The following is a 26,667-nucleotide window of genomic DNA, read 5'->3' on the forward strand; positions in this document are numbered from 1 at the left end:
GGTATGAGCAACGGATTTGAGACCCTGGCCATTCATGCTGGCCAGGAGCCCGACCCGACGACCGGCGCGGTCGTGCCGCCGATCTACGCCACGTCCACCTACAAGCAGGACGGCGTGGGCGGCCTTCGGGGCGGATACGAGTACAGCCGCTCGGCGAACCCGACGCGGACAGCCTTGGAAGAGGCACTGGCGGCGGTCGAGGGAGGGGCGAGGGGGCTGGCGTTCGCGTCGGGCCTGGCCGCCGAGGACACCCTGCTGCGCACGGTGTGCAAGCCCAACGACCACGTCATCATCCCGAACGACGCCTACGGCGGCACCTACCGCCTGTTCGCCAAGGTGCACCAGCGGTGGGGCCTGCACTACGACCCGGTGCCGCTGGGCGACCTGGCCGCCGTCGCCGGGGCCATGACGCAGAAGACCAGGATCATCTGGGTCGAGACGCCGACGAACCCGCTGCTCGGCATCGCCGACATCGCGGCGCTCGCCCAGCTCGCGCACGACAACGACGCGCTGCTCGTGGTGGACAACACCTTCGCCTCGCCGTACCTGCAGCAGCCGCTGTCGCTGGGCGCCGACGTGGTGGTGCACTCGACCACCAAGTACGTCGGCGGCCACTCCGACGTCGTCGGCGGCGCGCTGATCGCGGCGTCGCCGTCGCTCGGCGAGGAGCTCGCCTACCACCAGAACGCCATCGGCGGGGTCGCGGGGCCGTTCGACGCGTGGCTGACGCTGCGCGGGCTCAAGACGCTGGGCGTGCGGATGGACCGCCACTGCGACAACGCCGAGCGCGTGGTCGACCTGCTGCTCGCGCACCCGCGCGTCACCCAGGTGCTCTACCCGGGCCTGGACGAGCACCCCGGCCACGAGGTCGCGGCCAAGCAGATGAAGCGCTTCGGCGGCATGGTGTCCTTCCGCGTCGACGGCGGCGAGCAGGAGGCCGTCGAGATCTGCAACAGGACCAAGCTGTTCACGCTGGGCGAGTCGCTGGGCGGCGTCGAGTCGCTCATCGAGCACCCGGGCAGGATGACGCACGCCTCGGCGGCGGGCTCCCCGCTGGAGGTGCCTGGCGACCTGGTGCGGCTGTCGGTCGGCATCGAGACGATCGACGACCTGCTGGCCGACCTCACCCAGGCGCTGGGTTAGGCGCCGGGGACGACCATCAGGAACAGGATCACCAGGTAGATCAGGCCGATCAGGCCGCCGAGCGCGGCGATGCGGCCGCTTTCGACCTTCGCGTCGTCGGCAGGGGTCTCGGTGGAGAACGCCCTGACCGCGGCGCGAAGGTCGCGCTCGACGAGGAACAGCAGGACGAGTGAGACGAGGAACAGCGTCATCGACGCCGACATGTACCACTCGCCGATCACGCCGAGGCTGACGGCGAGCCAGATGCCGAAGATCAGCACCCCGAGCGAGCCGAAGCCGTAGATCCTGGTCATGCGCTGCAGGACCTGCACGACGGCCGAGTTCTTGGCCCGGATGGCGCGCGGCGCGGCCATGATCACGGCGGTGAGCGGTCCGACCGCGAAGATCGCGAACGCGATGTGCAGCCAGAGCAACGTGCTATTCATGGGGCTGACCTTAGTCCTCCGGTGATCTCACCGGGAAATACTCTCCTCCCGCGAATCATCGCGGTCGTGAGGGCAGCTCATGCACAGCTCGAAGGCCGCGATGGCCAGGGCCATCCCGACGATGATCACAATGGTGGCGAGCATGGCGTTCCTCCTTCCCCCAACATCGTCCGTAATGACTAGACGGTCTGGCAATGGAATAAGTTCAGCGCCGGTATGGTTGGTTATCCGTTTCCCAGGCACAAGGGGGTGCCGTCGTGGCCGTGAGGCACGTCGAGCCGTACTCGGACGAGTGGGTACGCCAGCCGTTCTCCTACGTCAGCCAGGTGGTCGGCCTGCTCGGCGCCGAGGTGGGCGACTGGTGGGAGGGGCCGTGCGACCCGCGTGACGCCACCGTTCGGCTGGGTGACGGCAGTGCCCTGGTCTGGGACGAGGAGAGCGGCTGGCGCCTGGGGCGGTTCGTCGCCGGTAGCCGCGGTGAGCACTCCGAGCTGGCCGATGTGCGCTACCTCGGCCACGGGCTGCTGCCCAAGCCGGAGCGGGTGCCGAGCGCGCTGGCCGACGCCCGCGCGGGCGTCGGGGCGAGCTCGGCCTGGCGGCCCTGCTACCGCTCCCATCGCAACTGCCGCGACGGTTTCGACGTCGCGCTCAGCTACTACTGCTCCGTGTTCAACGCCTAACGCGCCCTGCGCTGGCGGAGGAAGTCGCTGACGACGTACTCTCCCAGCCGGTCGGCGCTGGGTGAGAAGACCCTGCCGCCGTTGCGCCTGGCCACCTCGTCGACGAACTCCTGCAGCCGGTCGTCGGCGGCGAGCATGAACACGTTGATCGTCGCGCGCCGCCTGGTCATCTTGTCGACCTCGGCGAGCGTGAGCTCCAGCGTCTCGGGGGAGGGCGGCCACTCGAAGGCGGAGCGGCCGTTGCGCATCAGGTGCGCGGTCGGCTCACCGTCGGTGACCACGAGGACGACCGGCTCGAAATCGGGATGCCGGTCGAGGTGGCGACCGGCGATCAGCAGGGCGTGGTGCAGGTTCGTGCCCTGGACCATGTCCCAGTCGAGGCCCGCCAGTTCGTCGGGCTGCAGCACCCTGGCGTAGTTGGAGAAGCCGACGATCTGCACGGCGTCCTGGGGGAACTTGGCGGCGACCAGGGCTTGCAGCGCCAGCGCGGTCTGTTTGGCGGCGGCCCAGGTGCCCCTGAGGGCCATCGAGTAGGACAGGTCGACGAGCAGGCACACGGCGGCGGCGCTGCGCCGTTCGGTCTCGCTGACCTCGAAGTCGTCCACCGACAGCCGGACCCGGGCCCGCTGGATGGCGGTACGCGAGCGCCCCCCGAGGTGGCCGCCGCCCTGCCCCGATGCGCGTGCGGGGGTTTCCTGGGGACTACCGGGAGACAGCGCGGTGGGTTGCTGGGGGTGATCCGAGGGGCGGGGCGCGCGATCGTCGAGGTCGGTACGGCGGGCGGCGTCGGTACGGCGGATGCCGTTGACGAGGGTGCGGACCACGTCGATCGGCTGCTCGTCGCCGAAGCGCCACGGCCGGGACGATCCGGTCAGCTCGCCCGCCGACCCCGCGTCACGCTGGTCGTGGTCGCCGCGCCGTCCCGCGTCGAGGGAGGCGAAGACGCGCCGCAGCGCCGTCTCGCCGAGGCGGCGCACCGCCTTGGGCGTCAGTTCGAGCTTGCCGCGCCGCCGCAGCAGGTAGCCCTGCTCCTCCAGCTCGCGTTCGATCCGCTTCAGCGCCTCGAGGTCGTCGACCGCCGAACGCCCGAGGGCGCGGCGGATGGCGGCCTCGTCGATGTCGTCCAGGCGCGCGCCGGGGTAGTCCTGGCGGAGCGCGGCCTCCAACTGGGAGAGGTCGGCCAGCTCCTCCAGCGCGGTCACGGCGTCGCCCATGCCCATGGGTTCCTCGCCGGTCAGCCGCTCGGGCGTGCCCCAGGCCAGGTCGGGCCTGCGGGCGTAGAGCGAGTCGCCGAGGCGGCGCATCTGCTCCGACAGCCCGGCCTGGTCGAGCGTCTGGTCGATCAGGGCGCTGAGCTCCTCGCGCTGGCGGGGGGTGAGCGAGGCCAGCATCCGCTGGGTGGCGGCGGCCCTGCGGGCCAAGGCGTCGACGAGCTCCTCGAGCGTCCGCGGATGCTCAGGGAACATGTCGCCATATTTCGACATAAAGGAGTCGAAGTCCGCTTGGGTGTGCTCGCCTCGGGCATCCCTGTCCAGCATGTCGTTCAGGTCGCTCATCATCTGCCTGATCCGCTCCATCGCGGCCGGATCAGGGTTGGCCAGCGCGTCGCGCAGCCCCTTGAACTGCGCGTCGAGCACCTCTCTGCGCAGCAGGTCGCGAAGCTCCTCGAAGGTCTGCCTGGCCGCCGCCGAACGCCACTCGTAGGAGCTCAGCTCCTGGATCGCGCTCGCGGTGTCGTCGGGCAGCGCGTCGAGCGAGGCCTCCCGCAGGCGGGCGTCGTCCGAAGGGTCGGGGAACAGCTCGGCACGTTCCTGCCCGATCGCCTTGTCCAGCAGGGAGCGGGCCCGGTCGAGGGTGCCGTCGAGCCGTCCGCGCTCGCGCAGCTCGCGGCGGCGGCGCCGGACCTCGCGCAGCATGTCGTCCAGGCCCCTGCGGTCCTGCGCGCCGGGCAGGCCGTGCTTGAGAAGATCGCGCAGCGCGTGGACAGGGGTGGAGCCGGACAGGATGGCGTCGCCCATCTCGTCGAGAGCCGCCCGCACGTCGTACGGCGGAGCGAGCGGGTCCGGCCCATCGTGGTACTCGCCATAGCGGTAGACCATGGGCACACGCTAACCCGAGATATCCGTCTATGCGTCGCCGAAGACCTCCCACACCTCCTGCAGTTCGCCGCTCAGCGGGTTGTAGTCGGCCTTGACCAGCACAGGGTGCTGCTGCGCCTTCAGCACCTTGGTGAGGTGGGCGGCGGCGCAGTGCTTGGTGCCGAGCCCGTCGTGGTCGGCGTTGACGGGCCTGCCGGACAGCCAGCCCGACGAGCACGAGGCGGTGACGCGGTTGAAGCCGACGGCGTGGGTGTAGCCGAGCTTGATCCCCTTGAAGGAGACCGTGGTGTCGTTGATCCGCTTGATCGTGCCGTAGGCGGTCTTCGCCTCGCCCCAGTCGGTCAGGAACTCGCTGACGGTGACCGCCTGCTTGCCGGAGTAGTCGACCCTGACCGGGGCGGGCCCGCGCTGCAGCGTGAAGGCGAGGTCGGCGGGCCCGCACTTCGTCCTGCCCAGCCCCTTGCCGTCGAGCGCCACGTGGCCCTCGGTCTCGACCAGGTCGCACGCGACGGTGATCCGGCGGTAGGCGGCCTTGGTGTAGTCGAGCCTGATCTCCTTGGCGCCGGCCACGGCCTTGAGCTTGTAGCGCAGGATGCCGTGCTCCTTGACGAGACTCGCGCGGGCGGGCGTGATCCGCAGCACGCCCTTGCCGTCGGCCCAGGCGAAGCCGTACGCCATCGAGCCGGACGCCACCGAGTCGGACGCCACCGAACCGGCGGTCGCGGCGGAGGCGGCGCCGGTGGCGCAGAGGCCGGCGCACAGGACTGCACTGGCGGTCAGAGCGAGCACACGCATGATCTCCCCCGAGGTCGTAGGTTCATCATCTAGGACGCGGGAGATCGGGAAAATGTTTACCCGAGCGTGTCGGCGGATCAGGTGCGATAGACGGCGACTCCGTCCACGTCGTCCTTCGACAGGCGGCGCATGAGGTAAAGCCCTTCCAGGGTGAACTCCAGGGCGGCCGCCGCGTGTCCTGGCGACTCCTCGCCGGTGCCCATGCCGAGCTTGGACATGACCTTGGCCAGGCCCTCGACGGGCCCGATCCGGCGCAGCAGCTCGGCGGCCGGCACCAGCTCGCCCGACTCCACCTGGTTGCCCGCGGCGAACTTGTCCAGCAGCGGCGCCAGGTCCAGGCCGCCGAGCCTGCCGCGGAAGACCTCGGCGGTGGCGCGGCGCAGCAGGTGCGCGAGGATCTCGATCTCCCGCCCCTCCTCGCTGACCTCGAACTCCACCTTGCCGCGCAGGCTGGCGACGACGGTGGCCAGGTCGCAGACGCGCGTCACCGCGCGCTCCTCGCCGGTGATCGCCGCCCGCCGTACGGCGGAGGCCGCGGCGGTCTCGGCGGCGGCGATGGAGAAGCGCGCCGAGACGCCCGAGCGGGCGTCGACGGCCGTCGACTCCCTGACCAGGCGGGTGAAGCGGGCGATGACCTCGACCAGGTGCTCGGGCACGTCGGCGCCGATGTCGGGCATCGACTCCTGGCGGATGAGCGTGAGCTCGTCCTCGACCGTCAGCGGGTAGTGGGTGCGGACCTCGGCGCCGAAGCGGTCCTTCAGCGGGGTGATGATCCGGCCGCGGTTGGTGTAGTCCTCGGGGTTGGCGCTGGCGATGAGCAGGATGTCCAGGGGCAGGCGCAGGTTGTAGCCGCGGACCTGGATGTCGCGCTCCTCCAGCACGTTCAGCAGCGAGACCTGGATGCGTTCGGCCAGGTCGGGCAGCTCGTTGACGGAGAAGACGCCGCGGTTGGTGCGCGGCACCAGGCCGTAGTGGACCGTCTCGGGATCGCCGAGCGTGCGGCCTTCGGCGATCTTGATCGGGTCGACGTCGCCGATCAGGTCGCCGACCGAGGTGTCGGGCGTGGCCAGCTTCTCGCCGTAGCGCTCGTCGCGGTGCTTCCAGTCGACGGGCAGCTCGTCGCCGAGCTCGGCGGCCAGCCGTACGCATCGGGCGCAGACCGGCGCGTAGGGGTGGTCGTTGATCTCGCACCCCTCGACCACGGGGGTCCACTCGTCGAGCAGTCCCGTGACGGTGCGGATGAGCCGGGTCTTGCCCTGGCCGCGTTCGCCGAGCAGGACCAGGTCATGGCCCGCGAGCAGGGCGCGCTCGAGGTGGGGCAGGACGGTGTCGTCGAAGCCCACGATGCCGGGAAAGCGTGGCTCGCCCGCCCGCAACCTGGCGAGCAGGTTGTCGCGGACCTCGGTTTTGACGCTGCGATGGGCGTGGCCGCTCTCTCGCAACTCGCGGAGAATACGAGGCTGATGCACGCGTTCGAGACTACGTCGCCTATGGGGAATGCGGGAATGTCTTTCGGATTTGACTGATGCGTGACGATAAGGGCGCGTGCTTGTCCTCGCAGTGGGGAGAATCCGCCCGAGGGTAACCACCGAAGCGTAGGGAGGCGAGACGCGTGGCCCTGTTGACGAGCCGAATCGCGGACGGCCTCGCCGTGGGATCCGACCTGGTCGCAGCCGCGGAAACGGCTGTCAGGCAGGCCCTGGCAGGGTTGAGCGGCCCCGCCGACCTCGTCTGCTTCTTCATCTGCGGTGAGGACCCCGACGACGTGGCGAGGGCGGGCCAGCGGGCCATGGCGATGGCACCGGCCGCCCATGTGATCGGCTGCAGCGCGACCGGCGTCATCGGCGACGGTCAGGGTGTGGAGCTGACGCCGTCGGTCAGCGCCTGGGCGGCCACCCTCGACGGGGGGCGGCTGACCACGTTCGCGCTGGAGACGCTGAGCGCCGAGGACCGGTTCGTGGTCATCGGTCTGCCCGAGCGCCAGGTGGACGACAGGGTGGCGATCCTGCTCGCCGACCCCTACAGCTTCCCCACCGACGCCTTCGTCGAGCGCTCCGCCGAGGTGCTCGGCGACCTGCCGCTGATCGGCGGCCTGGCCAACGGGCTGCAGGGCAGGGGTTCGGTGCGGCTGTTCGCCGGTGGCGAGGTCTACACCGAGGGCGCCATCGGCGTCCTGCTGAGCGGCGAGGTCAAGGTCAGCACGGTCGTCAGCCAGGGCTGCAGGCCGATCGGCCCGACCATGGTCGTCACCAGCGCGGAGGAGAACCTGCTGCTGGAGCTGGCCGGGCAGCCCGCGCTCGCCAGGCTGGAGGACATCGTCACCGACCTCGACGAGGACGACCGCGAACTGGTCGCGTCGGGCCTGCAGATCGGCGTGGCGATGGACGAGTACGCCGAGCACCACGAGCGGGGCGACTTCCTGATCCGCGGGGTCCTCGGCATCGATCCCGAGCGGGAGGCGGTCGCGATCGGGGACGTGGTCGACATCGGCAGGACCGTGCGCTTCCAGGTGCGCGACGCCGCGACCGCCGACGAGGACCTCTACGACCTGCTCGACGCGCACCGCGAGGAGCTGGGCAGGATCGACGGCGCGCTGCTGTTCGCCTGCAACGGCAGGGGGTCGGCGATGTTCGGCACCGCCGACCACGACGCGGTGGCGCTGCGCGACACGCTCGGCTCGATCGGCATGGCGGGCTTCTTCGCCGCGGGAGAGGTGGGCCCGGTGGCGGGCCAGAACCACGTGCACGGCTTCACCGCCTCGATCCTGGTCTTCTCCTCCTGACAGGTGTCACCGGTTTCACCGCAGCGCGTCGACCGGCTCCATGCGGGCGGCCCGCAGTGACGGATAGAGCCCGGCCAGCAGCCCCACCAGCGCCCCCGCCAGCGGCGCGACCACGGCGAGCCGCAGGTCGAGCACGGGCGTCCACTGCTTGGCCGCCGAGACGGCGACGATCGCGACCACGCCGAGGCTGGCGCCGATCACCCCGCCGGTGAGGCCCGTGAGCGTCGACTCCAGCAGGAACTGGGTGGCGATGTGCCTGCGCGCGGCGCCCAGGGAGCGGCGCAGGCCGATCTCGGCGACCCGCTCCATGACGGTGACCAGCGTGACGTTGGCGATGCCGACCGCGCCGACGACCAGCGAGACCAGGCCGAGGATCAGGAACAGCGAGTTGACGTCGCTCTGCACGCCGTCGCGCGCCCTCGTGGGGGTCTGCGGGGCGATCACCGCCAGCGTGTCCTCGTTGCCGGGGCTGAGCGCGAGCGGAGCCTGCCTGGCCACAAGGTCGGCGGCGCCCAGGCTGGTGTTGATGAGCACCCTGGTGACGTCCTTGAGCCCGAACCGGCCGCCGATCGTGGGCGGGACCATGACCGCGCTGCTGAGGTTGCGCTCCCTCTTCATCGCGCCGAGGACGCCGATGACGGTGTAGGCGTGCTTGCCGATGAAGACGGCGGGCGCGCGATCCAACCGGGTGATGCCGAGCATCCTGGCCGCCTGCTCGCCGAGGACGACCACCTTGTCCTTGCGCGCGAGGTGTCCGGCGTCGAAGAAGCGGCCCTCGACCATGCTGCCTTTGACCGCCTGGGGCAGGCCGGGGCTGGCGGCGACGACGGTGAGGGTCTGGTCGGTCACCCTCGTGGGGTCCACGATCTTGTTGGAGCGCACGGTCAGGTTGGCGCTCTTCTTCGTCTCGGCGACCGCCGCGGCCGAGGTCACCCCGCGCAGCCTGGTCACCTGGTCGACGGCGTCCCACGCGACGACGATCTTGGCCTCCTCGGGTACCTCGACGGTGACCGTTGTAGCGGTCAGCTCGTCGAACCTGCCGACGATCTGGTTGCCCGCCGTGGCGGCGATGCCGAGCGTGACGACCAGCGTGGTGATGCCGAGCACGGTGCCCAACGTGGTGAGCGCGGTCCTGACGGGGCGGGCCAGCATGCCGGCCATGGCCTCGTTCAGCAGGTCGCGGAGGTCCACTACTCCTCCACCAGGATGCCGTCGGTGATCCTTACCCTGCGCTCGGCACGGTCGCTCACCTCGTTCTCGTGGGTGATCACCACGATCGTCAGCCCCTGGCCGCGCAGGTCGTCGAACAGGTCGAGGACCGCGTCGGTGTTGCGGCTGTCGAGGTTGCCGGTGGGCTCGTCGCACAGCAGCAGGGAGGGGCCGCCCATGAGCGCCCTGGCGATCGCCGCCCGCTGCCGCTCGCCGCCCGACAGCCGGTCGGGCAGGAAGCCGACCCGGTGCGACAGGCCGACGCGGTCGAGCGCCTCCAGCGCCCTGGCCCTGCGGTTCTTCCGCTCGCGCCGGGCGGCGCCGCTGCGGTACACCTCGGCGAGCATCACGTTCTCCGCCACGCTGCGGTGGGCGAGCAGGTGGAAGGACTGGAAGACGAAGCCGATACGGCTGCCGCGCAGCCTGGTCCGCTCGCCGTCCCGCAGCGCGGTGGTCTCGATCCCGTCCAGCAGGTAGCTGCCTGACGTGGGCGTGTCGAGCAGCCCGAGCACGTTGAGCAGCGTCGACTTGCCCGATCCCGAAGGGCCGATGATCGCCAGGTAGTCGGCGGGCTTGACCACCAGCGAGACGTCCGACAGCGCGCGCACGGGCGGGTCGGCGTCGAACTGCTTGCAGACCGCCTCCAGGCAGATGACGGGCTCAGGCACGGTTGACCACCACCCTGTCGCCCTCCTTGAGCTCGCCGGTGACCTCGACCTTGCCGTCGGCGGTCAGTCCCGTGCGGACCTCGACGTCCTTGGTCCTGTCCGGCGCGACCTCCACCCGCACCCGCGCTCTGCCGTCCGCCGAGGTGATCACCGCGGCCACCGGGACGACGAGCACCTCGGTGTCCGTCGCGCCCACGGTCACCCTCGTGACGACGTTCGAGCCCGACAGCCGCTTGAGCCCCTTCTCCGACAGCGGGCTGATCAGCACGGGCTCCGAGCTCATCCCCTCCTCGCCCTCCCCCTGACCCGCCTTGGCCTCGCCGGTGGCGAGCTTCGCCTTCTCGCCAAAGGCGATCAGCCGCGCCGGATAGGTCTTGCCTGTGGGGCCCTCGATGACCGCCTCCAGCCCGTCCTTCAGCAGGTCGGCCTCGGCGGCCTCCACCGAGCCCGTCACCACGAACGACGAGCTGGTCACGGTGGCGATCGCCTTGTCCACGGTCTCGCCCGCCTTGACGCCCGCCTTGTGCAGGCGGGCGGGCAGCTTCGGCAGGAACACCAGCTCGCCCGGCGGGATCGTGGTGCCGTAGGTCCTCAGGTACTCGGCCATCAACGCCTTGGCCGCGCCCACGTCCTTCCTGGCGTTGGCGACCTTGAGCTTGACCGGCGACAGCTCGCGGGCCTGCCGTAACGCCTGCGCGGCGACGGCGACGGCCTCCTTCGCGTCGCGCACGGCCTTGCTCAGCTCGGTCAGCTTCTTGTCGCGGGCCTGGCGCGCCTCCTCCTCGATCCGGGCGTGAACGCCCTGGGCCGCCTCCAGGTCGGCGCGCGCGTTGGACACCTTCAGCTCCAGCAGGGTCGTGTCCTTGGGCGTTCGCGGCGCGGACGAAGGCGCGGGGGTGGCCCCGGGCGTGGCGGGCGGAGTGCTTGGCTCGGGCCTGTCATTCTCCGCTCTGGCTGCGGCCAGGTCCTGCTCGGCCTGCAGCACCTTCTCCTCGGCCGCCCTGACCGCGGTGTCGGCGGCCTCGATCTTGGCGACGTCGTCGGTGGTGTACCGCTGCTCCTCGGCCTGCCGGTGGGCGAGCTCGGCCGCCTTCAGATCCGCCCTGGCGTTGGTGAGCTTCAGCTTCAACGGCAGGACATCGCCGCCCTGGTCGAGCGTCTTCTGCTCGACGGCCAGCGTCTCCTGCGCGGTCTGTACGGCCTTGCGCAGCGTGTCGAGCTGCTGGCGGGCCTCCAGGGTGGGCTGCTGGGCCTCGTAGCCCTTCTTGGCGTAGAACCTGGTGACCGCCGTGATGGTGGCCCGGTCGAAGACGCCGGTCACGCGCGTGCCGTAGCCGAGCCTGCGCAGCGCGCGCTGCACCTGCTTGACGTCGTCGCCCCGCGCGCCCGGGGCGAGGGTGCGGTGCATCGGCACTTTGCCCGACATGGCGAAGACGGGTCTGCCGTTCACCTCCATGAGGATCCCGCCCTCGGTGACCTTGCCGGGGTGGGGGGCGCGCGTGGCGCGCTGGGTGGCGTCCGCGCCGCCGACGACCCCGGCCAGCGTGATCGGCAGCGGCGAGCCGTACTCGAGGGTGCCGTTGACCACGATCGTGCTGACCAGCTTGGTGCGCTCGACCGGCACCGTGACCAGCGAGGCCTTCGGCGGCTTGCGCAGGGCCGCCTCGTCGGCGGGCGAGCGGAGCCTGGTGCTGACTCCCCAGCCGACCCCCGCGATCACGATCACTCCGGCGACGGTGCCGATCAGCACCTTCCGGGGGGACTTCACGTCGGAACTCCTAGTTTTCGGGCATGCCGAACAGAGCTCACGGCCCTGCGGCGCGTCAGAGAAGGATGCGGCGCCTGGCGCGGTACGGCACGAGGGCCGCCGCCAGCGTCAGCACCACCAGCAGGGCCGCGTGGGCGATGTCCTGCCGGGAGAGGGTGGCGATGTTCTGGTAGACCACGCCGTTCTCGTAGATCACGGCCGTCGCGGAGACCAGGTAGACGCCCGCCGCGATCGCCCATCGGGAATCGGCGGTGATCTGGCCGGCGTAGGCGGCGCCGAACAGCAGCGCCGCCTCCACGCACACCCTCGTCATGGCCGTGGGCGAGCCCGCGACGATGTCGAGCCACGCCGGGTCCGCTCCCGCGACCAGCGGCACCGCCGCCAGCCACCACCACGAGCGGGTGCGAGGCCGCTCACGCCTGGCCGACAGGGCGAGCAGCCCTGCGATGATCAGCACGTTGGAGGTCAGCGGGGCAACGGGGCCGCCGTTGCCGTACAGCGCGGGACCCGACCACAGCTCCTCGGGGAAGTCGGGATAGACGGGCAGGAGCGTGTCGTCCAGCCACGGCCGTCCCATGGTGATCGCGGTGACCTTGACGGCGACGGCTCCCGCGAACGGGAGCGCCGGCCGTACGTGGCCACGCAGGATGAGCACGAGCGCGATGGCCGACAGCGCCAGCCACAGCGGGACGCTGGTGGCGTACGGCACCAGCACCGCCAGGTTGAGCACGGCCAGCGCCGTCACGCCGAGGTGCAGCCCGTCCACCCAGGCGGGCCCCTGTGCCGCCGAGATGATCCGGGTGCGCAGGCCGCCGACGAGCAGGGCGTAGGCCTCGCGCGCCGGTGGCAGCGCCTGGCCAGGCGCCGCGCTCTCCAGGAGGATGTCGAGGAGCTCCTCCCCGTGGTCGGCCCGGTAGGCGTTGGGGTAGGCCCGCAACAGCCAGCGGTAACGCCGCTCGAGCGAGGTCATGCGAACGTGGCCCCCAGGCTGTGCCGCCCCGTCACCACGGCGGCCGCCTGCTGCATGCGCCTGGCCTCGGCCTCGACCATGCCGCTGCCCTCGTCGGTGATCCTGAAGTAGCGCCGCTTGCGGCCGTTGACGATCTCCTCGCGTTCGACCATGATGACGCCGTTGGCGGCCAGCCGGTCGAGGGCGCCGTAGAGGGTGCCGACGGCCAGCGTGATCCTGCCTTGCGAGAGGTCGACCACCTTCTTGATGATCGCGTGTCCGTGGAGCGGACCGTCCAGGAGTGCGGCGAGGACAAAGTAGGTCTGCTCACTCAAACCGGATGATCCCTTGGGCATGGCCGAGAACATACTTCGTTCAACGGAGTATCGTCAAGACAGTCCGTACTCATCATTGACCTTCCCGTCGATCTCCTGCTCTTTCGGCAGGTAGGCAGCGTAGAAGTCCTTGCCGCACTCGAGGTCGTCGAGCGCGGCCTTGATCTCCTTGGTGAGGTACGGCCTGGCCTGCGCGGGCGTGAGCGTGGGCTCGTAGAACTGCCCCTCGGGCAGCTTGCTGTCGTCGACGTCGTCGGTCTTGCCCAGGTGCTCGACCTGGGCCCGGGTCTCCTCCCAGCCGCGCGTGGCGAGCGCGGTGGGGTTGGCCTTCGGCACCCGGTAGCCCTTGCCCTTCAGGCAGTCGGCCATGGTCGCGGCCTTCTCCGTCAGGGCGGGATCGCCGTCGAGCTCGCGCGCCTTGACCTGGGTCTTGGTCTTGTCCGCTTGCTCGTAGTAGTCCATCGAGGACTTCACGGTCTTGCCGGTAATCTTCTTGATCGCGGATGCGTAGCAGGCATCCAGGGCGGTGTTGTAGGCCTTGTACTGCTGTTCGGACAGCGAGGTCTGGATCGCCCAGTTCGGATCGATCTCCGGGTTGTCCGGCTTGTACATCGGTGAGTCGAAGTCCTTGGGATAGACGTACAGCGAGAAGTGCCCGAAGCCGTACTTGCCGCGTTCGGCCTGCATCGCCGCGTGGTCGCCGCTGTTGGCCGCCTTGCGCTGCTCGCTCAGCTTGCGGCCCTTGGCGACGAACGCGACGTACTTGAATCCCTTGCCCTTCATACAGGTGGCCAGCTCGGCCTCCTTGCGGTGCTCGACCCCCTGCGCCTGGGTGCTCGGCTCGGTCGCGGTCTCGGCCGGGGTGCCCCCGCACCCGGCCGCCAGCGCGAGGGCGAACAGCGCCGCCGCACGCCTCACTGCCCGAACTCCGCGTCGATGCGCACCCTCAGCGCGGTCTGCTTCGGACCGAACACGGGGTAGAACTCCTTGCCGCACTCGAGGTCGTCGAGCGCGCTCCTGATTTCCTTGGTGAAATACGGTCTGGCCTGGTCGGATGACAGGTCGGGCCGGAGGACGATCCCCTTGGGGGCGGGCTCGGCGCCGGGATCCTGCTTCTTGCGGATGGCCTCCAGTTGGCCCTGGAAGATCTTCCGCACTGTCGTCGCCACCTCGGTCGGCTTCGTCGAGGCGACCCGGTAGCCCTTGCCCGCCAGGCAGTCACCGTAGGCGGCGGCCAGGTCGACGAGCTGGGGATCGCCGTCGAGCTCCCTGCGCGCGGCCTCCTCGAACGCCATGGCCGGGCCTGTCATCAGGTCCACGTCCGAGGAGACCCGCTTGCCGAGCACCCGCTCGGCCTCCTTGGTCACGCAGGCGTCCTTAGCCTTCAGGTAGGCCTTCTGCTGGGTGCTGGACAGTGAGAAGATGATGCGCCCGTTGGGGTCTTCCTGGGATTCGTCGGCGAAGGGGTTGACCTTCGGGTCGTCGGGGTACACGAACGACGCGAAGATCTCCAGCCCGTACTTCTGCCGGTGATCCTTGAGGGCGTCGTAGTCGCCCGCGTCCTGCTTGGCGGGGTCGGGTCGCTCGGTGGTTCCCAGGTTGGGGAGGTAGCTGAACCCGGCCTGTTTCATGCAGGTCGCCAGGGCGTTCTCGAAGGTAGCTCGCTTGGTGGTGGCGCCTTCAGGGGGCGGATCCGTCGCTGCTTTCCCTGTGTTCTCGGCGCCGCATCCCAGAAGTAAGACCAAGGGGAGAATCGCCAGTGATCGCTTTGGCATGCGGAGGACCATACTTCGGCTAACGAAGTATGGTCAAGTCGTCGCGTGCGCGAGTGGGAGACTGGGCGGCATGGTGCTCCCGCGAGTGACCCTCGACGACGTGGTGGCCGCGCGCGACCTCCTGGCGGGTGTCGCCGTCCAGACTCCGGTGCTCCGGTCGCGCGTCCTGTCGGAGGCCATCGGCGGTCCCGTACACCTCAAGTGTGAAAACCTCCAGCGGGCCGGTTCGTTCAAGGTCCGCGGCGCCTACGTCCGCATCGCCAAGCTGGCCGAGGACGAGCGGCGTAGGGGCGTGGTCGCCGCCAGCGCCGGCAACCACGCGCAGGGTGTCGCGCTCGCCTCTGGCCTGCTCGGCGCGCGGGCCACCGTCTACATGCCGGAGGCCGCGCCGCTGCCCAAGGTGGAGGCCACGCAGGCCTACGGCGCCGAGGTCGTGCTGGGCGGGGCCAGCGTCGACGTCGCCCTGGCCAGGGCGAAGGAGCACGCCGAGCGGACGGGCGCGGTCTTCATCCACCCCTTCGACCACCCCGACGTCATAGCGGGCCAGGGCACGATCGGCCTGGAGATCATCGAGCAGCTCCCCGGAACGGGCACGATCGTGCTCGGCATCGGCGGCGGAGGGCTGGCCGCGGGTGTGGCCCTGGCCGTCAAGTCGCTACGGCCCGGCGTGCGGATCGTCGGCGTGCAGGCCGAGCAGGCCGCCGCCTACCCGGCCTCGCTGGCGATGGGTGAGCCCGTGGTCGTCGACCCCACGGGCACGATGGCCGACGGCATCGCGGTGGGCCGCCCAGGCGAGCTGCCGTTCGAGATGATCCACTATCTGGTCGACAGCGTGGTGACGGTGTCGGAGGAGGAGATCTCCCGCGCGCTCGTGCTGTGCGTCGAGCGGGCCAAGCTCGTGGTCGAGCCCGCGGGCGTGGTGGGGGTGGCGGCGCTGCTGGCGCACCCGCACGCCTTCGAGCCGCCCGTGGTGGCGGTGCTGTCGGGCGGCAACATCGACCCGTTGCTGCTGTCCAAGGTGCTACGGCACGGCCTGGCCGCCGCCGGTCGCTACCTCACGGTCAGGATCAGGCTCCCCGATCGTCCCGGCGTGCTGGCCGCGCTGCTGGCCACGCTCGGCGACCTGCGCGCCAACGTGATCGACATCGTCCACGAGCGGGTCAACGCCCGCCTGCACGTCGACGAGGTCGAGGTGCGGCTCCAGCTCGAAACCCGTGGCCAGGCGCACTGCGACGAGGTGCTGGGGATGCTCGCGCACGAGGGCTTCAAGGTCTTCGTCTAAAAAGCCCCGAGCAGCGGGCCGTACTCCGCCCACACCCGGGCCGAGATCGAAGCCTTCTTGGGGGCGTAGCGGGTGTAGAACTCCTTGCCGCACTCCAGGTCCTCCAGCGCCGCCTTGACCTCCTTGTCCAGGTGCGGCCGGGCCTGCTCCGGCGTGATGTCCGGCATCTCGTGGGGGTTGTCGCCGAGCTTTTCCATCTCGTCCCAGAACAGCTCCTCACCCCTCTTGGCCAGTGTGGTCGGTTGGGTCGAGGACACCCGCCGCCCCTTGCCGACGAGGCACTTGCCCATGTCCGAGGCGAGGGCGACCAGCTCGGGGTCGCCGTCGATCTCGGTGGCTTCCAACTCCTCCCTGGCCCCCCGCAGCAGGGTGGCTCCATCCAACATCGACTCCGCCTCCTTCTTCAGCACCTCCTTGGCGGCCTTCTGGTAGCAGCCGTCCTTCGCCTCGTTGTAGGCCTCGTGCTGGGAGTCGTTCAACTTCGCGCTGATCGCGCGGTTCGGGTCGTTTTTCCCGGGATCGCTCTCGATGCTGCCGGTCAGGGGATCCTTCGGGAAGACGAACTGGCCGAACACTCCGAAGCCGTACTTCTGGCGGTAGGTCTTCATGGCCTCGTAGCTGCTCAGATCGGGATCCGGCCGATCCGGCGTGATATAGGGGACGTACTTGAAGCCCTTCTGCTTCATGCAGTCGGCCTTGATCTGCTCCATCCTGGGCCGCGGATCCGGCCCCTTGGCGGGGGCGGGGGTGGCGGTCGATTCGGCCGCGCATCCCGATATGAGGGCAAGCGAAAGCAACCACGTGACACGACGCATGGAAAACTCCAGATCGGATGAAAGGTCAGTCGAACGCGCGCGTGCGCGACCCGCGCGGCACGACGACCGCGACAAGGGTGAGGAACGCCAGCAGCCCCCAGTAGGCCAGGTTCTGGCGTGATTGGTCGATCAGGTGCTCACCGACGGCGGCGGAGACCGCCACCAGGTGGAGCGCGGCGGCCAGCGCCCAGCGCTGGTCGCCGGTCAGCCGTCCCGCCCAGGCCGCGCCCGCCAGCGCCACGATCTCGGTCGCGATCCTGGTCAGGACGACGGGAGCGGGGTCGTCGAGCGTCATCGACGCGGGATCGGCCGCCGCCAGCAGGGGTACGGTCACCAGCCACCACAGCGATCGCCGCCGTAGCCGTTCGCCGCGCGTGGCCAGGATCGCCAGCCCCGCGCACGCCAGCAGCGGTCCGGCGGCGGCGCCGATCGGGCCGCTGTTGGCGTAGAGCGGGTCACGCATCAGGAAGGCCGGTTCGACGGGCAGCGGTGTGGCGTCCACGAAGACGACGCCGACGCCTATCGCCCACGACTTGATCCCGGCCAGCAGGACCAGCGGCAGCGCGAGCCGTACCCGGCCCATGAGCACGAAGATCAGGCCGAGCGCGGACAGCGCGCACCACACCGGGATCGACGTGACATAGGGCAGCGACGCGGCGAGGTTGGCCGCGCAGAGCACGGTGACGCCCAGGTGCAGGCCGTCGGTCCAGATCGGTGCCGCGGTGGCCTGCCAGACTCGCTCCCGCACCCCGTTGACCAGCAGTCCCGCCGCCTCCTTCAGCGGCGGCCGCGAACGCAGGGGGTCGGTGTGCGCGAGCAGGACGTCGAGTAACTCCTCGCCGTGCGCCGAGCGGTAGGCACGGGGGTAGGCCCACATCAGCCGCCGGTAGCGCCGCTCCAGCGGCGTCACGTCAGGCCCAGGTCGCGGCGGCCCCTGATCACGCTGGCGGCGTGATGCATGCGCTCGGCCTCGGCCTCGGCGATCGCCCTGCCGCGATCGGTGATGCGGAAGTAGCGGCGGTTGCGGCCGTCCACGACCTCCTCGCGGTCGACGCTGAGTGTGCCCTGGGCGGTGAGACGCTCGAGAATGCCGTAGAGGGTGCTGATCGACGGCTTGACGCGGTCGCGGGACAGTTCGATGACCCGGCCGACGATCGCGTGCCCGTGCAGGGGCCCGTCGAGGAGCGCGGCGAGCACGAAGTACATCGGCTCGCTGACTTCCGTAGATCTTCTCGGCATGGCGATCAAGATACTCCGTTAAACGGAATCAGGACAAGACCGGTTTTCTCGGCTCGAAGAGCCAGGTGTCGAAGAGCTGGTCCAGCTGCTTGCCCGACAGCCGCTCCGCGAGTGCGATGAACTGCGGCGTCGTGACATGTCCGTACTTGTGGCGAGCGGTCCATTCCTTGACGATCTTGAAGAAAACGGTGTCGCCCACGCTCTTGCGCAGCGCGTGCAGCGCCATGCCGCCGCGCGTGTAGACCGACTCGTTGAACAGGTCGTCGGGCCGCGCCCGGCCCGGCGGGTAGGCCCACATCGGGTCACCGGCGGTCCTGGCGTAGTGGGTGTCGAAGACGCGCTGCGCGCTCGACTTGCCCTTGTGCTCCGACCACAGCCACTCGGCGTAGGTGGCGAAGCCCTCGTTGAGCCACAGGTCCTTCCACCGCTTGATGGACAGGCTGTTGCCGAACCACTGGTGGGCCACCTCGTGGGCGATGATGGCGTCCTCGGGGCGGAAGCCGCCGTACATCGGCTTGGTCTGGTTCTCCAGCGCGTAGCCCGCGGCGTAGTCGTCGATGACGCCGCCCGTCGACGAGAACGGGTAGGGGCCGAAGACCGTGGCCAGGTAGTCGGTGGCCTCGCCGGAGACGGTGTGGAGGCCGCTGAGGGCCGAGGCGAACTTCGGGTCGACGGCGGCCAGGTTGGGGATGCCCGTCGCGGTCCTGCCCTCGCGCAGCTCGAACTTGCCGAGCGTCATCGTGGCCAGGTAGGTCGCCATCGGATGCTTCTCCGACCAGGCGAACGTGGTCTTGCCGCCGCGGGTGACGGGCTGTCTGGTCTGCTCGCCGTTCGCCAGCGCCGTCAGGCCCTGCGGGACGGTCAGCTCGAAGTCGAAGCGGGCCTTGTCGGCGGGGTGATCATTGGCGGGGAACCAGGTCTTGGCGCCGTTGGGCTGGCCGGTGACGAAAGCGCCGTCGGCGGTCGGGATGAACCCGTAGGTGCCGAGGTTGGCGGGGTCGCTCATCGGCTTGGGCGTGCCCTTGTAGGCGACGGCGACGGTGAAGGCGCGGCCCGCGCGCAGCCCCCCGGCGGGGGTCACCGTCAGCTCGCTGCCCGCCCGCTCGAACGTGGCCCGCGCGCCGTCGACCGTGACCTTGCCGACCTTGAAGCCCGACAGGTCGAGGTTGAAGCGCGACAGTGGCTGGGTGGCCTTGGCCTGGATCGTCGCCAGGCCGTCCAGGTGTTTGACGACCGGGTCGTAACCGATCTTGAGGTGGTAGCGGGTGACGTCGTAGCCCGCGTTGCCGTCGGCGGGGAAGTCGGGATCGCCGATGCCCTGCCCCTGTTTGCCCTGCGGCGCCGCCGAGGGCGCGGAGGAGGCGGGCGGAGCCTCGGCCCCGGTGAACGGGGCGCAGGCGACCGCGCCCAGGAGCGTCAGGAGCACAGCACAGCGCATGACCAGGCAGCCTACGCGAGTCGTTGCCGCAGATCAGGCATCTACGGCCAGGGCGTGCCGCGTCCTGGCCGGGGGTGGTCCGGCCAGGACGGATATGGGTGGCTACAGGTTGCCGCGGCGCTCCTGCTCGCGCTCGATCGCCTCGAACAGCGCCTTGAAGTTGCCCTTGCCGAAGCCGAGCGAGCCGTGCCGCTCGATCAGCTCGAAGAACACCGTCGGGCGGTCCTGCACCGGCTTGGTGAAGATCTGCAGCAGGTAGCCGTCCTCGTCGCGGTCCACGAGGATCTTGCGCTTCTTCAGCTCCTCGATCGGCGCTCGCACCTCGCCGATCCTGGCGCGCAGCTCGGGGTCGTCGTAGTAGGAGTCGGGCGTGTCGAGGAACTCCACGCCCGCCGCGCGCATGTTGTCGACAGTGGTGAGGATGTCGTTGGTGGCCAGCGCGATGTGCTGCACGCCGGGGCCGCCGTAGAACTCCAGGTACTCGTCGATCTGCGACTTCTTACGGCTGATCGCGGGCTCGTTGAGCGGGAACTTGACCTTGCGCGTGCCGTCCGCGACGACCTTCGACATCAGCGCCGAGTACTCCGTGGCGATGTCGTCGCCGACGAACTCCGCCATGTTGGTGAAGCCCATCACGTTCCGGTAGAACTCGACCCACTCGTCCATCTTGCCGAGCTCGACGTTGCCCACGCAGTGGTCGACCGCCTGGAAGAACCGCTTGGCCGGAGGCGCGACCATCGGCTCGGCCTGACGGTAGCCGGGCAGGTAGGCGCCCGAGTAGTTGGACCTGTCGACCAGGGTGTGCCTGGTCTCGCCGTAGGTGGCGATGGCCGCGAGCACGACCTTGCCGTTCTCGTCCTCCAGCGTGTACGGCTCGGCCAGCCCCCGAGCGCCCCGCGCGATGGCGTGCTCGTAGGCCGCCTCGACGTCCGGCACCTCGATGGCCAGGTCGATCACGCCGTCGCCGTGCTCGGCGACATGACGGGCCACCTCAGTGCCCGGGCGTACCGAGGAACGGAACTCGAACCGCGCGCCCCCCGAGGTCAGTACGTAGGCCACCTCGTCCTTGCTGCCGTTCTCGGGGCCGCGGTAGGCGACCAGCTTCATCCCGAACGCGGTGGAGTAGTAGTGCGCCGCCTGCTTGGCGTTGCCCACGGCGAACACCACGGCGTCCATGCCCTTGACCGGAAACTCATCGCTCATACCGACAACTGTCGATTTATATGGACGGCTTGTGCAACTGTCACTTGAAACAGTGGACAATCTGTCCATGACCATCGACGAACTGGACGCCAAACTGCTCAGTCTGCTCTCCTCCGAGCCACGCCTCGGAGTTCTGGAGTATTCGCGCAGGCTCGGCGTCGCCCGCGGCACGGTGCAGGCTCGGCTCGACCGGATGATCGCCAGGGGGGTCATCACCGGGTTCGGCCCCGACGTCTCGGCCGCGGCGCTCGGCTACGACGTGACCGCGTTCGTGACCATGGAGATCCGTCAGGTCAGCGGGCACGACCCGGTCGCCGACCAGCTCGCGCGCATCCCCGAGGTGCTGGAGGTCCACACCATCACCGGCGGCAGCGACCTGCTGTGCAGGGTCGTCGCGCGCACCAATTCCGACCTTCAGCGGGTCATCGACCAGATCGTCGCCGTACAAGGGGTTCTGCGCACTTCCTCGGTGATCGTCCTCGACACGCCGGTGCCGTACAGAGTTATGCCGTTGGTCACGGATGTACCACGACGAGGCGTGCGAAAGCCGTAGCATCGTTACCGATCGTTTATTCTTGGCCTTCCGCACAGCTGACGGGGGTTGCTGAGCTTGGGGGAGTCTGTGGCGAAGAGCATGGGGAAACGGCGGATACTCCGCTGGGTGGCGATCGCGTTCGGCGCCGGGATCCTCGCCATGGTCGGTCTGTTCGGGGTCGCCTGGGCCATGACGCCCATCCCCGACAGCACCCAGAAGGAAGCCACGGCGCAGGGCTCGGTCATCTACTACCGCGACGGCAAGACCGTCCTGGCCAAGCAGGGCGTCAACCGTAAGAACGTCAAGCTCGCCCAGGTGCCCCCGCACGTCCGCGAGGCCGTCATCGCCGCCGAGAACCGCTCCTTCTACACCGACGGCGGCGTCTCGCTGAAGGGCACCGCCCGAGCCGTCTGGTCCACCGTCACGGGCAAGCAGTTGCAGGGCGGCTCCACGATCACGCAGCAGATGGTCCGCAACTACTACAGCGGCCTCAGCCAGGAACGCTCGCTCACCAGGAAGTTCAAGGAGATCCTGATCTCCATCAAGGTCGACCAGTCCAAGTCGAAGGACTGGGTCCTGGAGCAGTACCTCAACACGATCTACTTCGGCAGGGGCGCCAACGGCATCCAGGCCGCCAGCCAGGCCTACTTCGGCAAGAACGTCGAGCACCTGACCGTCGCCGAGGGCGCCTACCTGGCCGCGGTCATCCAGCAGCCCAGCAGGTTCGCCGACCCCAAGGGCGCCGACCTCGACGCCGCGAAAGCACGATGGAAGGCGATCGTCGACGCCATGGTGCAGACCCGTGCCATCGCCGCCCAGGAGGCGGCCGGGCAGGTCTTCCCCGCGTTGAAGAAGCCCAGGGCCGCCTTCGCGCTCAAGGGCCAGGACCAGGTCATGGTCGACAGGGTCCGCGAGGAGCTCAATGCCCGCGGCTATACCGACGAGGACATCGACAACGGCGGCCTGAAGATCGTCACCACCTTCGACAAGGACCTCATGGGCGCCGCCGAGCGCGCGGTGACCTCCGTGCTGCCCGACTCCACGTCCAAGAAGGTGCGCACCGGTCTTGCCGCCGTCGACCCCAAGACCGGCGAGGTCGTCGCCTTCTACGGCGGGCGCAAGGACCAGTCGTGGGACAACGCCTTCTCCGCCAAGGTCCAGGCGGGCTCGACGTTCAAGCCGTACACGCTGGCGGCAGCCCTCGACAACGGCCTCGACCTGTCGACCACCGTCAACGGCAACTCGCCCATCTCCGTGCGCGGCGCCTCGCAGCCCATCCCCAACGACAGTGGGCGCTCCTACGGCTACATCGACCTGGTCCGTGCCACGCAGAACTCCGTCAACACCGCCTTCGTCGACCTCGGCCAGAAGATCGGCCTCGACAAGGTCGCCAAGGTCGCCGAGGCGGCCGGCATCCCCGCCGCCCAGCTCGACCAGCACAAGATCGCGGCCTCCTTCCCGCTCGGCGTCGCCTCCGTCAGCGCCGTCCAGAACGCCTCAGGCTTCGCCAGCCTGGCCAACGGCGGCGTCCACATGGAGACCCACGTCATCAAGTCGGTGACCGACACCAACGGCAAGAAGACCGACATCAAGCCCAAGTCGACGACCATGGTCGGCGAGCAGGCCGCCGCCGACGCCATCTACGCCATGGAGCAGGTCGTCAAGTACGGCACCGGCACCGGCGCCCGCCTCTACGACCGGCCGGTCGCCGGCAAGACCGGCACCACCGACAGCTCGGGCGCGGTCTGGTTCAACGGCTTCACCCCACAGCTGGCCACCGCCGTCAACATGTTCCGCGACGACAACAAGACCGTCGAGGTCCCCGGGTACGGCGTGCAGTTCGGCGGCCAGCTGCCCGCGCGGATCTGGAAGGCGTTCATGACGGAGGCCCTGGAGGGCAAGGCCGTCGAGCAGTTCCCCGAACCGTCCGCGTACGGCTACGGCGGCTGGGACCGGCAGGACGACGGCGACCAGGGGTACGACAACGGCGACGGGTACGACAACGGCTACGACAGCGGCGACGACTGGCGCGACGAGCGGTGGAGCGGCGACCAGCAGGAAAACGAGCAGAACACGCCGCAGCCCGACGAGACGACGTCCCCAGCCGACACGCCCGTCGTCCCTGAGGAGACCGACAGGGGCGACGCGAACAACACCGACACCCCGAACAACAGGGACACGCCGAACAACACCGGCACACCGGACGGCGACGCGCCCCCCAACCCCGACCAACTGGACGACACCTCAGGCGGCCCGGGCACCCGCCAGCCAGGCACCTCCAGCGGCCCCGGAACCCGCTAAGCGGACAGGGGAGCCGCCAGTTCGGCCAGCAGGTCGGCGGGGGTGGTCACCGGGAGCCTGCAGGTGAACCCCCTGCAGACGTAGGCCGCCGGCGCCCCGTCGACCAGCCCGCGCCCTTCCAGCAACGGGACCCCGGCGTTCGCGTCGGCGGGCTCCCGGCCCAGGGCGATGACCAGCCCAGGAACGTCGGCCAGCAGCGCCGCCCGGTGCAACGCCCTCGTGCGCGGATCGTCCTCGGGCCCCACGATCGCCACCTCGACGGGCCCCGCCAGCGCGGCCTGGGCCGCCGCCAGCCCCCACCCCGCGAACCTGGCATGCCCTCCGGCCAGCACCGACACCGTGCCCAGCGCCGACTCCGCCGCCTCCCGATGCCGCGCCGACCCCGTCAGCGCCGCATACGACAGCAGCGCCCCCGCCGCCGCGAACTGCCCCGAAGGCGTCGCGTTGTCGGTCGGATCCTGGGGCCGCTGGAACAGCCGTTCGGCGTCGTCCGCGGTGTCGAAGAACCCGCCGGACCCGTCGGCGAACCGGGACAGGACCACATCCAGCAACCGTCCCGCCAGCGCGAACCACCGCACCTCGCCCGTCACCCCGTACAGCGCCAGCAGCCCCTCGGCCAGGTCGGCGTAGTCCTCCAGCACGCCCGCGTTGCGCCCCGCGTGACCGTCGCGCGAGGTGCGCGCCAGCCGATCGCCGTCGAGGTGCACCTCCTCCAGCAGCTCCGCCGCCGCCCGCGCCGCCTCCACCAGGTCGGGCCGCTCGAACACCGCTCCCGTCTCCGCGAGCGCCGCGATGGCCAGGCCGTTCCACGCCGCGACCACCTTGTCGTCGCGGCCGGGCCGTACCCGCTCGTCTCTGGCGGCCATCAGCCGCGCCCGCACCCGCGCGAACCTTTCGGCGTCGCCGGGGTCGGCGGGCAGTTGCAGCACCGAGGTGCCGTGCTCGAAGGTGCCCTTCACCTCGAACAGCTCGATCGCCCATGCCGCGTCGTCCGGGTCGAGGAGCTCGCGCAGCTGGTCGGGCGTCCAGACGTAGAACCTGCCCTCCTCGCCCTCGCTGTCGGCGTCGAGCGCCGAGGCGAACCCGCCCTCCGGCGTACGCATCTCCCTGAGCAGCCACTCGGCGGTCTCCAGCGCGATCCGCTTGGCCAGCGGCGCTCCCGAGCCCTTCCACCAGTGCGTGTAGACCCGCAGGAGCAGCGCGTTGTCGTAGAGCATCTTCTCGAAGTGCGGCACCACCCACTCCGCGTCGACGCTGTAGCGCGCGAACCCGCCCCCGAGCTGGTCGTAGATCCCGCCCCTGGCCATCGCCTCCAGCGTGCGGCCCGCCATCTCCCGCGCCACGGCCACGCCGTCGCCGCGGTAGCGCAGCAGGAACTCCAGCGCCATCGACGGCGGGAACTTCGGCGCGCCGCCGAACCCGCCGCGCGCCTGGTCGAAGGACCGCATCAGGTCCTGTACGGCCAGCGCCAGCGTCTCGCGCGTCGGCACGGGACCGCTCGGCAGCCTCGAACCGCCGGTGAGCGCCTCGACCACCTTCGACCCCTGGTCGAGCACCTGCTCCCGGTCGCCGACCCACGCATTGTGCACCCCGACGAGCAGGCGCTGGAACTGCGGCTTCGGGAAGTAGGTGCCGCAGTAGAACGGGTGGCCCTCCGGCGTCGCGAACACCGTCATCGGCCACCCGCCGTGCTGCGTCATGGCCTGCGTGGCGCTCATGTAGACGGCGTCGACGTCCGGCCGTTCCTCGCGGTCGACCTTGATGTTGACGAAGCGCTCGTTCATGAGACGGGCGGTCTCGGCGTCCTCGAAGGACTCATGGGCCATGACATGGCACCAGTGACAGGCTGAGTAGCCGACCGAGATCAGCAGCGGCACGTCACGCCGCCGCGCCTCCTCGAACGCCTCCTGACCCCACTCGAACCAGTCGACCGGGTTGTCGGCGTGCTGCTGGAGGTAGGGGCTGGTGGCATTCTTCAGCCTGTTCATGAGGCCAGCCTCTCACGCGTGCTCCCAGCTAAGACCCGTGTGGGGGACCCGTACGGAGGGGAGAGGCGGGTAGGTTACCGAGCGTGGACCTTGACTTCGTGAGCGCCCATGCCGAGCGCCCCGCGACCGCGCTCACCCGCAGGGACGTGGCCCGCGCGCTGCTGGCCGTCCCTTCGGGGGTGGCGCTCGTGGCGCTGCCCGACCTGCGGCGGGCCATGATGGCCGTGGGCAACCCGCTCTCGGCGACGTTCTGGGACACCGCCAGGAGCACGCTCAGCGCGATCGAGGCGGGCACGGCCACGGTGGGCGACGTGCAGCGGTGGCTGGAGGCCTCGGGCAGCGAGCCGATCCTGCTCACCCCGAGCTACTTCGTCTGGCCCGAGGAGGACGAGCGGGGGCCGGTCGCCGAGGAGATGCACGCGCGCTTCGTCGCCTTCCTGGAGCAGCGCGTCGAGGCGGGCGAGATCGACCCTGACGCGCTGGCCGAGGGCAACCCCGCCGCCCGCGCCGCCTACGAGGAGCTGCAGGAGCGCTGGCTCAACACGGCGCTGCCCGACGGCAGGGTGCCCAGCCTGGTGGTGAGCGACGAGCAGGACGAGGAGCTGTTCGCCGCGTGGGACGAGGAGGAGTCCTACGCGCTGGCCGAGCTGCGGCGGATCGTCGCCGAACTGCCCAAACGGCCGGAGCTGCCGGAGCCCGAGCTGCGCAACGCCGCGGCCAGGCTCAGGGAGATGCTCGTGTTCCCCGGCTATCCGGGCAACGTGCTGCGGGCGTGCGCGGGGTTCGAGGGCGGGCTGATGCCCGAGGACGACCGTGAGTTGTGGTTGGCGGTCGTGGCCGGCATCGCGGGGCCGATCTCCGACCTGGACGAGGATCTGGAAGCGGAGGAGAACCACGAGGAGCTCAGCCATGAGGAGGCGGTGCTGGCCGCGCTGTGCGCGATCCATCACGCCGACTGGCTGGCCGCGGTGGCGGCGCTGGCCAGGCTGGGGCCGGGCGTGCTGGCCTCGCCCGAGCGGATCGCCCGGCTGATCGCGGAGTCGGAGGACATCACGGTCGACATGGACGATCCCGACGACATCGAGACCACGGAGACGCTGTTCACGCACGTGACCGGGCTGTGGTCGTATCTGGGCATCGTGGACGAGGACGAGGTGCTCACGCCGCTGGGCTGGTGGGGGCTGCCGGAGGCGCTGGAGCGCGCCTGGTCGCCCGAAGACTGAAAAACCCGAGGACTG

General features: G+C 70.0%; 24 protein-coding genes. 7 read left to right on the forward strand and 17 right to left on the reverse strand.

The window, feature by feature from the left end:
- The first annotated feature begins 3 nt into the window (after positions 1 to 3).
- Entirely contained in the window at positions 4 to 1,143 is a 1,140-nt protein-coding gene (locus tag ACFXJ8_RS05820; RefSeq protein WP_379642661.1) for a cystathionine gamma-synthase, read from the forward strand.
- On the opposite strand, the gene ACFXJ8_RS05825 is transcribed toward ACFXJ8_RS05820, so the two are convergent.
- The gene (locus tag ACFXJ8_RS05825; protein ID WP_379642662.1) at positions 1,140 to 1,568 is read right to left on the reverse strand and encodes a DUF2269 family protein; all 429 of its coding nucleotides are present in this window, start codon (positions 1,566 to 1,568) and stop codon (positions 1,140 to 1,142) included. The two genes, ACFXJ8_RS05820 and ACFXJ8_RS05825, sit on opposite strands and share 4 nt — an antisense overlap.
- A 257-nt stretch (positions 1,569 to 1,825) precedes the next feature.
- On the opposite strand from ACFXJ8_RS05825, the gene ACFXJ8_RS05830 reads away from it, so the two are divergent.
- Positions 1,826 to 2,248, forward strand: coding sequence for a DUF6292 family protein (locus ACFXJ8_RS05830; protein WP_379642663.1), 423 nt, complete (start codon positions 1,826 to 1,828; stop codon positions 2,246 to 2,248).
- On the opposite strand, the gene ACFXJ8_RS05835 is transcribed toward ACFXJ8_RS05830, so the two are convergent.
- The 3 genes from ACFXJ8_RS05835 to ACFXJ8_RS05845 form a co-directional block, all read right to left on the reverse strand.
- The gene (locus tag ACFXJ8_RS05835; protein ID WP_379642664.1) at positions 2,245 to 4,347 is read right to left on the reverse strand and encodes a VWA domain-containing protein; all 2,103 of its coding nucleotides are present in this window, start codon (positions 4,345 to 4,347) and stop codon (positions 2,245 to 2,247) included. The two genes, ACFXJ8_RS05830 and ACFXJ8_RS05835, sit on opposite strands and share 4 nt — an antisense overlap.
- Positions 4,348 to 4,374: 27 nt before the next feature.
- Entirely contained in the window at positions 4,375 to 5,142 is a 768-nt protein-coding gene (locus tag ACFXJ8_RS05840) for a hypothetical protein (RefSeq protein WP_379642665.1), read from the reverse strand.
- A 77-nt stretch (positions 5,143 to 5,219) separates the two neighbouring features.
- The gene (locus ACFXJ8_RS05845; protein ID WP_379642666.1) at positions 5,220 to 6,611 is read right to left on the reverse strand and encodes a sigma 54-interacting transcriptional regulator; all 1,392 of its coding nucleotides are present in this window, start codon (positions 6,609 to 6,611) and stop codon (positions 5,220 to 5,222) included.
- 143 nt (positions 6,612 to 6,754) lie between these two features.
- Here ACFXJ8_RS05845 and ACFXJ8_RS05850 point away from each other — a divergent pair, with 143 nt between their 5' ends.
- Positions 6,755 to 7,924, forward strand: a complete 1,170-nt coding sequence (locus tag ACFXJ8_RS05850) for an FIST N-terminal domain-containing protein (protein ID WP_379642667.1) — start codon at positions 6,755 to 6,757, stop codon at positions 7,922 to 7,924.
- 15 nt (positions 7,925 to 7,939) lie between these two features.
- On the opposite strand, the gene ACFXJ8_RS05855 is transcribed toward ACFXJ8_RS05850, so the two are convergent.
- From ACFXJ8_RS05855 to ACFXJ8_RS05885, 7 genes are read right to left on the reverse strand one after another with little or no spacing between them, the layout of a single operon-like run.
- Positions 7,940 to 9,115 (reverse strand): ABC transporter permease, encoded by a 1,176-nt coding sequence (locus ACFXJ8_RS05855; RefSeq protein ID WP_379642668.1) that lies wholly within the window; start codon positions 9,113 to 9,115, stop codon positions 7,940 to 7,942.
- Positions 9,115 to 9,801 carry an ABC transporter ATP-binding protein gene (locus ACFXJ8_RS05860; protein WP_379642669.1) on the reverse strand — a complete coding sequence of 229 codons (687 nt, stop codon included), beginning with the start codon at positions 9,799 to 9,801 and terminating at the stop codon, positions 9,115 to 9,117. Before ACFXJ8_RS05860 ends, ACFXJ8_RS05855 begins: the two co-directional genes overlap by 1 nt.
- Entirely contained in the window at positions 9,794 to 11,569 is a 1,776-nt protein-coding gene (locus ACFXJ8_RS05865) for a peptidoglycan-binding protein (protein ID WP_379642670.1), read from the reverse strand. Before ACFXJ8_RS05865 ends, ACFXJ8_RS05860 begins: the two co-directional genes overlap by 8 nt.
- Before the next feature lie 55 nt (positions 11,570 to 11,624).
- Positions 11,625 to 12,539: a hypothetical protein gene (locus ACFXJ8_RS05870; protein WP_379642671.1), complete on the reverse strand. Its 915-nt coding sequence runs from the start codon at positions 12,537 to 12,539 to the stop codon at positions 11,625 to 11,627.
- Positions 12,536 to 12,874: a PadR family transcriptional regulator gene (locus tag ACFXJ8_RS05875; protein WP_379642672.1), complete on the reverse strand. Its 339-nt coding sequence runs from the start codon at positions 12,872 to 12,874 to the stop codon at positions 12,536 to 12,538. Before ACFXJ8_RS05875 ends, ACFXJ8_RS05870 begins: the two co-directional genes overlap by 4 nt.
- A gap of 33 nt (positions 12,875 to 12,907) precedes the next feature.
- Positions 12,908 to 13,771, reverse strand: a complete 864-nt coding sequence (locus tag ACFXJ8_RS05880; RefSeq protein WP_379642673.1) for a hypothetical protein — start codon at positions 13,769 to 13,771, stop codon at positions 12,908 to 12,910.
- Positions 13,768 to 14,484 carry a hypothetical protein gene (locus tag ACFXJ8_RS05885; protein ID WP_379642674.1) on the reverse strand — a complete coding sequence of 239 codons (717 nt, stop codon included), beginning with the start codon at positions 14,482 to 14,484 and terminating at the stop codon, positions 13,768 to 13,770. The genes ACFXJ8_RS05880 and ACFXJ8_RS05885 overlap by 4 nt, the downstream gene beginning before the upstream one ends.
- Before the next feature lie 214 nt (positions 14,485 to 14,698).
- On the opposite strand from ACFXJ8_RS05885, the gene ilvA reads away from it, so the two are divergent.
- Positions 14,699 to 15,910 (forward strand): threonine ammonia-lyase, encoded by a 1,212-nt coding sequence (gene ilvA / locus ACFXJ8_RS05890; RefSeq protein ID WP_379642675.1) that lies wholly within the window; start codon positions 14,699 to 14,701, stop codon positions 15,908 to 15,910.
- Here the strand turns inward: ilvA and ACFXJ8_RS05895 are convergent.
- From ACFXJ8_RS05895 to hppD, 5 genes are all read right to left on the reverse strand, one after another.
- The gene (locus ACFXJ8_RS05895; protein ID WP_379642676.1) at positions 15,907 to 16,725 is read right to left on the reverse strand and encodes a hypothetical protein; all 819 of its coding nucleotides are present in this window, start codon (positions 16,723 to 16,725) and stop codon (positions 15,907 to 15,909) included. The genes ilvA and ACFXJ8_RS05895 overlap by 4 nt on opposite strands.
- A gap of 25 nt (positions 16,726 to 16,750) precedes the next feature.
- Positions 16,751 to 17,635, reverse strand: coding sequence for a hypothetical protein (locus ACFXJ8_RS05900; protein ID WP_379642677.1), 885 nt, complete (start codon positions 17,633 to 17,635; stop codon positions 16,751 to 16,753).
- Positions 17,632 to 17,964: a PadR family transcriptional regulator gene (locus tag ACFXJ8_RS05905; protein WP_379642678.1), complete on the reverse strand. Its 333-nt coding sequence runs from the start codon at positions 17,962 to 17,964 to the stop codon at positions 17,632 to 17,634. The genes ACFXJ8_RS05900 and ACFXJ8_RS05905 overlap by 4 nt, the downstream gene beginning before the upstream one ends.
- Positions 17,965 to 17,992: 28 nt before the next feature.
- Positions 17,993 to 19,402 carry a M1 family metallopeptidase gene (locus ACFXJ8_RS05910; protein ID WP_379642679.1) on the reverse strand — a complete coding sequence of 470 codons (1,410 nt, stop codon included), beginning with the start codon at positions 19,400 to 19,402 and terminating at the stop codon, positions 17,993 to 17,995.
- A 102-nt stretch (positions 19,403 to 19,504) separates the two neighbouring features.
- Positions 19,505 to 20,605, reverse strand: coding sequence for a 4-hydroxyphenylpyruvate dioxygenase (gene hppD / locus ACFXJ8_RS05915; protein WP_379642680.1), 1,101 nt, complete (start codon positions 20,603 to 20,605; stop codon positions 19,505 to 19,507).
- Positions 20,606 to 20,672: 67 nt separating this feature from the next.
- Between hppD and ACFXJ8_RS05920 the strand changes: the two genes are divergently transcribed.
- Together ACFXJ8_RS05920 and ACFXJ8_RS05925 are read left to right on the forward strand one after the other, a co-directional pair.
- Entirely contained in the window at positions 20,673 to 21,158 is a 486-nt protein-coding gene (locus ACFXJ8_RS05920) for an Lrp/AsnC family transcriptional regulator (protein ID WP_379642681.1), read from the forward strand.
- A gap of 108 nt (positions 21,159 to 21,266) precedes the next feature.
- Entirely contained in the window at positions 21,267 to 23,441 is a 2,175-nt protein-coding gene (locus tag ACFXJ8_RS05925; protein WP_379642682.1) for a transglycosylase domain-containing protein, read from the forward strand.
- On the opposite strand, the gene ACFXJ8_RS05930 is transcribed toward ACFXJ8_RS05925, so the two are convergent.
- Positions 23,438 to 25,429: a thioredoxin domain-containing protein gene (locus tag ACFXJ8_RS05930; RefSeq protein WP_379642683.1), complete on the reverse strand. Its 1,992-nt coding sequence runs from the start codon at positions 25,427 to 25,429 to the stop codon at positions 23,438 to 23,440. The two genes, ACFXJ8_RS05925 and ACFXJ8_RS05930, sit on opposite strands and share 4 nt — an antisense overlap.
- An 83-nt stretch (positions 25,430 to 25,512) precedes the next feature.
- Here ACFXJ8_RS05930 and ACFXJ8_RS05935 point away from each other — a divergent pair, with 83 nt between their 5' ends.
- A complete protein-coding gene (locus tag ACFXJ8_RS05935; protein ID WP_379642684.1) occupies positions 25,513 to 26,652 on the forward strand; it encodes a hypothetical protein in 1,140 nt (379 codons plus the stop codon).
- The last annotated feature ends 15 nt before the right edge of the window (positions 26,653 to 26,667 follow it).

It is taken from the genome of Nonomuraea sp. NPDC059194 (assembly GCF_042754765.1).
In the GTDB taxonomy this organism is placed as follows: domain Bacteria; phylum Actinomycetota; class Actinomycetes; order Streptosporangiales; family Streptosporangiaceae; genus Nonomuraea.